General features: G+C 51.5%; 1 rRNA gene. It reads left to right on the top strand.

The features are described from left to right. Nucleotides 1–1,173 (top strand): 23S ribosomal RNA (locus ACE01T_RS17675); the annotation flags it as partial. Nucleotides 1,174–1,197 lie beyond the last annotated feature (24 nt).

The following is a 1,197-nucleotide window of genomic DNA, read 5'->3' as shown; positions in this document are numbered from 1 at the left end:
CTTCCTGAGCTGAGAGCAGCCACAGAAACCAGGCCCCTGCAACTGTTTATTAAAAACATAGCACTCTGCAAACACGAAAGTGGACGTATAGGGTGTGATGCCTGCCCGGTGCTGGAAGGTTAATTGATGGGGTTAGCGTAAGCGAAGCTCTTGATCGAAGCCCCAGTAAACGGCGGCCGTAACTATAACGGTCCTAAGGTAGCGAAATTCCTTGTCGGGTAAGTTCCGACCTGCACGAATGGCATAATGATGGGGGCGCTGTCTCCAGCAGAGGCTCAGTGAAATCGAAATCGCCGTGAAGATGCGGTGTACCCGCGGCTAGACGGAAAGACCCCGTGAACCTTTACTGCAGCTTGACATTGAACTTTGATCTTACTTGTGTAGGATAGGTGGGAGGCTTTGAAGCTGGGACGCTAGTCCTAGTGGAGCCAATCTTGAAATACCACCCTGGTAATATTGAGGTTCTAACTCTGTCCCGTTATCCGGGACGAGGACCATGTCTGGTGGGTAGTTTGACTGGGGCGGTCTCCTCCTAAAGAGTAACGGAGGAGTACGAAGGTGCGCTCAGCGTGGTCGGAAATCACGCGTAGAGTATAAAGGCAAAAGCGCGCTTAACTGCGAGACCCACAAGTCGAGCAGGTACGAAAGTAGGTCTTAGTGATCCGGTGGTTCTGTATGGAAGGGCCATCGCTCAACGGATAAAAGGTACTCTGGGGATAACAGGCTGATACCGCCCAAGAGTTCATATCGACGGCGGTGTTTGGCACCTCGATGTCGGCTCATCTCATCCTGGGGCTGAAGCAGGTCCCAAGGGTATGGCTGTTCGCCATTTAAAGAGGTACGCGAGCTGGGTTTAGAACGTCGTGAGACAGTTCGGTCCCTATCTACCGTGGGCGTTGGAAATTTGAGAGGATCTGCTCCTAGTACGAGAGGACCAGAGTGGACGAACCTCTGGTGTACCGGTTGTGACGCCAGTCGCATCGCCGGGTAGCTATGTTCGGAAGGGATAACCGCTGAAAGCATCTAAGCGGGAAGCCTACCTCAAGATAAGATTTCCCCGAGACTTTATGTCTCCTAAAGAGCCGTTGAAGACTACGACGTTGATAGGTTGGATGTGGAAGCATAGTGATATGTGAAGCTGACCAATACTAATTGCTCGTGAGGCTTGACTATACAACACCCAAACAGTTGTTGTAT

The sequence above is a fragment of the Acinetobacter uliginosus genome (assembly GCF_044130295.1).
In the GTDB taxonomy this organism is placed as follows: domain Bacteria; phylum Pseudomonadota; class Gammaproteobacteria; order Pseudomonadales; family Moraxellaceae; genus Acinetobacter.
The sequence above is the reverse complement of the archived record's forward strand: the minus strand, read 5'-3'. Positions and strand labels throughout refer to the sequence as shown.